Annotated in this window: 3 protein-coding genes; 1 reads left to right on the plus strand and 2 read right to left on the minus strand. The window is 47.7% G+C overall.

Translation table 11 applies throughout. The features are described 5' to 3' along the window. Window positions 1-282: 282 nt before the first annotated feature. Window positions 283-3,108 (plus strand): AMP-binding protein, encoded by a 2,826-nt coding sequence (locus tag ABTW62_RS13325; protein WP_430905064.1) that lies wholly within the window; start codon window positions 283-285, stop codon window positions 3,106-3,108. Between the two features lie 362 nt (window positions 3,109-3,470). Here the strand turns inward: ABTW62_RS13325 and ABTW62_RS13330 are convergent, their stop codons facing one another. Beyond that, complete coding sequence (locus ABTW62_RS13330; RefSeq protein WP_430905065.1) at window positions 3,471-4,394, minus strand: restriction endonuclease; 924 nt, start codon at window positions 4,392-4,394, stop codon at window positions 3,471-3,473. A gap of 174 nt (window positions 4,395-4,568) precedes the next feature. Continuing rightward, window positions 4,569-4,967, minus strand: coding sequence for a DUF2513 domain-containing protein (locus ABTW62_RS13335; protein ID WP_430905066.1), 399 nt, complete (start codon window positions 4,965-4,967; stop codon window positions 4,569-4,571). Window positions 4,968-5,685 lie beyond the last annotated feature (718 nt).

Consider the following 5,685-nt stretch of genomic DNA (forward strand, 5'->3'; position numbering starts at 1 on the left):
TCAGAAAATACTGAAAATGGTTCATAGGCATATTCTTTAATTCCACTGACCAAGTATAAGTTAACAAAAGACCTGACCCCTTATACGCATTAAATCGAAAGCAACCGACATTACGGCCCGAAAGATTTGCGAATATCGATGACGCTGCCGCTGCCGCTCGACTGATTCGGGGAACAAAATCCTCGCGTTATGGATACAGTTTTGCTTAACTCGTCAAATGACTATATGCTTTCTTAATCAAGGGATGCTTCGGGCCTGTCAATTGTTCGAATGGTGGAAACTATGGTGACTGAAGAACAAAAGCTTTCCGAGATGTTCAAAATTATCCGAGACTTGGGTATGGAGCTCAGAATTCACTCCAAAAGTCTTGATTCGCTTACCCTCGACAGCTCTTTCGACAAAGATATCGGATTTGACAGCTTAACCCGCGTTGAATTTATTAGTCGCATAGAGCTTCATTTTGGCGTCAAATTACCCGACCGTGTATTTGCCACCATCGATACCCCCCGGGAGCTATTCCGCGAAATTCTGAACGCAAGTTTCGCAAAGGACGCACGCGCAGCCCGTCCGCTCAATCCATCGCTTCCAGAAACACCGATGGCAACCCCTCGCCAAGCCGAAACATTGGTAGATGTGCTTGACTGGCATGTTAACGCTCACCCTGATCGTCCACATATCAAATTCTATAGCGATGATGAGCAGGAAACGGTGATGACCTACGGGTGCTTGAAAGAGGGTGCGGAACAGATCGCCTCGGGGTTGCAACAGATGGGTGTTAAAGCTGGGGACACAGTATCTTTGATGCTCCCTACCAGTCGGGATTATTTCTTGAGCTTCTTCGGTATTCTCATTTGCGGAGCCATTCCAGTTCCCATTTATCCGCCTGCGCGTATGAATCAACTGGAAGATCATTTATTGCGCCATCGAAGTATTCTGGAAAATTGTCACACCATCATTCTCATTACCGTACCAGAGGCAAAAACAGTCGCGCATTTACTGATGTCACAGGTTCGCAGCTTGCAGAAAGTGGTTACACCAAACGAATTACGCATGCAACCGGGAACCGTTCTTTATCCTAAGCGATTATCCGAAGATATCGCGCTTCTTCAATACACTTCTGGAAGTACCGGACAACCCAAGGGGGTTACCCTGACTCACGCAAACCTTCTAGTCAATATCCAGGTAATGGGAGAACGCATCAAGGTAGCGCCCGACGATGTTTTTGTAAGCTGGCTTCCGCTATATCACGACATGGGACTGATCGGCGCATGGCTAGGCAGCCTTTATTTCTCGACCTGCCTAGTCATCATGTCGCCGCTGGCTTTCTTGGCGAAACCTGAACGCTGGCTCTGGGCCGTTCATCGCAATCGGGCAACCTTAACCGCGGCTCCTAACTTCGCATACGAGCTGAGTCTCAAAAGAATCCGAGATGAAGATATTAAGGGATTGCAATTGAATTCCCTGAGAGCGGTGTTCAACGGTGCTGAAGCTGTTTTACCCAGTACGCTAATGCGTTTTTATGAACGCTTTGCACCCTATGGACTTCAATTGAATGCCCTCATGCCGGTATACGGCCTGGCAGAATGCTCTGTAGGGCTTTCCTTTCCCCCCGTTGGCCGTGGACCAAAAATCGATAAAATCGACCGAAAATACTTTATGAAAACCGCGCGTGCAGTTCCGGCAAAAAATGATGAACAGGCACTGTCTTTCGTGTCCTGTGGTGAACCGCTCAGCGAACATGAGATTCGTATTGTCGATGAGAGTGGACGCGAGCTCCCAGAAAGGCAGCAAGGTTTGTTGCAATTCCGAGGTCCTTCTACGACCTGTGGCTATTACCGCAATCCTGAGAATAACAAAAAATTATTTGTCGATGGCTGGTTGAATTCCGGTGATTTTGCTTATATTGCCGATGGCGAAGTGTATATTACTGGACGCCAGAAAGATATCATCATTCGCGCGGGACAGAATATATATCCCGATGAAATAGAAAGTGCTATCAATAAAATTGATGGCGTACGCAAAGGTTGTGTTGCCGTGTTCGGCAGCACCAACCATGAAACTGGTACAGAACGACTGATCGTACTTGCCGAAACCCGTGAAAGCCAATCCACCACGCTAGAACAAATTCGTGGAGAAATCAACAGTGAAGTCATCACACTAGCAGGCGCCCCGCCCGATGAAATTGTGTTGGCTCCTCCACACACAGTACTAAAAACTTCAAGCGGAAAAATAAGGCGGGATGCTTGCCGGGAAATGTATGAGGAGGAGACGATTAGTGTATCCCGCGCACCCTGGTTGCAAGTTGCTCACTTACTTGGTATTTCATTCATCCCACAGATGCGCCGTTGGGGACAATCATTAAAAGCATTTGCCTACGCAACATACGCATGGACTGCACTCATACTGCTGGCAGCGCCTACTTGGCTGCTGATGCCCATCATCCCGAAATTGCCATGGCGTTGGAAGCTGATCAGGCTAAGTACTAAAATGCTCGCCTTCGCAACGGCGACTCCCATTAATGTAAAAGGCATTGAGCACTTACCCAAACCAGGCACACCCTGTATCTTGGTTTGCAATCACGCCAGCTACTTGGATGGGTTGATTCTTGCTGCCATATTGCCCACACCTGCTTGCTTTATTGCTAAAGAGGAACTCAACAAACAATTTATCGCTGGTCATTTTCTTCGTCGAATTGGCGCTGAGTTTGTCGAACGCTTTGACCTGCAGAAAGGCGCCGAAGACGCCAAGCGAATCACCCGCTTAGCAGCGCAAGGCCGCCCGATACTATTTTTTCCTGAAGGTACCTTCAGCCGCATCCCGGGTCTCCTCCCCTTTCATATGGGGGCATTCATCACTGCCGCAGAAGCAAACGTTCCGATCACTTCTATCGTCATCCGGGGTTCCCGATCGATTTTGCGTGCCGGCTCTTGGTTTCCACGCCATAGTTCTATTTCGGTAAGCATCAGCGAAGCAATTCATCCAAATCAATCAACGGAATCAGATACCTGGGGCGCAGCCACAACATTGCGCAATCTCGTTCGCGAACGGATGCTGACGGAAGTGGGTGAGCCAGATCTGGCTTATGAAAAAACTATACGCTCGCCTTGAAGCAAACTGATTCATGCATGATGGAATCAATCGCAGCAAGCAAATTGACTGGGGTGTGCGCCAGCACAAACTGACCAGTGATAGTTGGTGAAAGTCCAATACAAGAAAGGAGTAGCGAACCGTTTTGGCCCCGAGTCATGCTTTATATGGGTTAATGTTACTCTGATACCCATTTATATTGGCGTCAGTGGCGAAGGCCACGCACTAAGGTAGAGCTTACTCAGAAACTCAGCGCCCACTTTTACTCAACCAGGTAAAAAGTCAGCTCGCCATTTCAGATGCCGCTATTCTTTAATTCCACTGACCAAGTATAAGTTAACAAAAGACCTGACCCCTTACACTGACCCCTTACACGTTATGCATTACTCATAATCAAAATAGTCGGAGTCCAGTTTTTTTACTTCGTACTGGCCGACCGTGGAAACGCCAACATTATGTTCCGCCATTAGCTTGGAAAGATGTTCGCCATCAATCAAAATAATTTTCGTTTCAATAACCGACGCATATTCTCTCGCCTCTTTTGTAAACGATGATGTTGTGATGAATACACCTCTTCTTGCACGCTGACCTTGTAATGCTCCGGCAAATTTCTGTATTTCGGGGCGACCCACAACACCTTCCCATCGTTTGGCTTGTATATAGATGACATCCAGGCCAAGGCGGTCTTCGTTGATGATTCCATCTATACCGCCGTCACCGCTTTTGCCGAGCGCTCTTCCTGCGTCTTGTCGATTGCCGCCATATCCCATTTTCACGAGGAGATCGACAACAACACGCTCAAAGAATGAAGGCGACGATTCCTTGACTGTGATTAGAATTTCAGACTCGAGCGCTGATCGAAGTTTATTGTACGCCGACGCTAGAGAATCCTCTGGCGTTAAGGTGGATTCTTGCTCTGAGGTGGGCGCCAATTCTGTTTCGTCTTCTTCGCCTTTTTCCTTTTTTCGGTTTTTGAACTCGATAAACTCAGGAAATTGCTGAAGAGTCGATGCATCAATGCGTGATGGATTTGTTGCCAGTAATTCAGTCCCTTTTTGCGTGATAGTAAAAAAGCCACGTTTTGGCGACGCAAGCAAGCCTGCCTGTTTCAGGTAAGAACGTGCCCAACCTACACGATTGTTAAAAACGGCTTGACTGCCACTCGGAAGGAGCTCATTTCTTTCTTCTGTCGAAAGATTGAATTCATCAGCCAGTTCTTCAACTGCCTTGCTGAATTTATGTTCGTTCCCGTCTGATGCCAATCTTAATACCGGGAGCATTAGCGTTTGGTAATCTGGGATTGCCACGATATTTATTATCCCTGTTTATGCATAACGGCCAGCTTAACCCGCCGGCTTCGGAGCGCCAGCGGAGAAGCCGGTCGAGTTCAAGCTGTTGTTCGGCGTGCCGTCACCACTCAAGTGCTATACCACCGTTTCTGCAGTGAACTCTGGGGGAAGGTCAGAGAGCGAGAGCCGGGTTCAACCTCCGAGAATGATCCCACGCGCGACGCTCTTCGCGACCTCCACGACGACCTCAAGAGCAGCATTACCGCTCGTTCTTTTTAGTTTGGCTTTAGTCTTCGTCCATACTTCGTCGTCCCGAATCGAGGCCAGGAAGTTATGCCCATGATCGTTCAGAGCGTCCGGAAGGAACTTTGCGACCGGCCTTCCCGCTTGGTCTTGTCCGTCAAGCTTGATCGATTCCGGATGAAACAACTCGCGCTCCATCAGCAGGCGCACGTGGTATCGAACAACTTCGTTCGAACGCCCGGGTGCATCAAAGATCCGCCATGGATTTCGGCCGATTTCTCGGTCTTCTGACGTCGTCTCCTCCACTTGAATCAGGAGATCGCGCATCAGATCAAGATCACGCTTCATCTCATTATCCTCCCCGCCGAACTAGATTTAGACAGGCATGAAAACTAGATCATAATGCCGGCTAAGTCAAGAATGCGATAAAAATATGATGAAATATCATGCTGATAGAGTTGATATTGACTTTATGTACGCATAAATTTTGACGGATGGGGAAGCCTATGAAGCTACTTGACCAACTCCGTGAACGCATTCGCGTCAAGCCGCGTAAGGGGCCATGTGTAAGGGGTCAGGTCTTATGTTAACTTATACTTAGCCAGTGGAATTACTTCGCTCACGCCAAGGGGAGGCAATAGTAAATCGGAAGGTTATGGATGGAAAGTCATAATCAACCCAGCCTGACCCTGTTGATCGAATTAGTTCTACTTTGTCAGATTCAAATAATTCCAATAGGGCATCAAGTTAATATATAATAAGCTATTGTTTTATATAAGTTAATCACGATCATGTCGTGAAAATACTAAACAGTCTCTCAAATCTGCCTTACAGGGCCTCCCAGAAGCGCTTAGCGCGCATTTATCGTCATTTTCATCATTTTTCGTATCCTCGACGCGCGATTCAACAGCGACGTTTTATGGTTATCTGCGCGGACTATTTCAATCTGATCGAGAGACTATGCTGCGCATGGGCGAAGTAAACGAGGTTGATCACCAGGCTATGCAGCACATGCTGACATCTGGCGCGATTGATTGGAATGGATTCAGTGCACAGATCGCGCATG

Source organism: Nitrosomonas sp. ANs5 (assembly GCF_050584665.1).
In the GTDB taxonomy this organism is placed as follows: Bacteria; Pseudomonadota; Gammaproteobacteria; order Burkholderiales; family Nitrosomonadaceae; genus Nitrosomonas.

Excerpts from the sequence above, each read along its gene's own strand:
- ABTW62_RS13335 (WP_430905066.1), bottom strand. The coding sequence starts at position 4,967 with ATGAAGCGTGATCTTGATCTGATGCGCGATCTCCTGATTCAAGTGGAG.
- ABTW62_RS13325 (WP_430905064.1), top strand. The coding sequence starts at position 283 with ATGGTGACTGAAGAACAAAAGCTTTCCGAGATGTTCAAAATTATCCGA.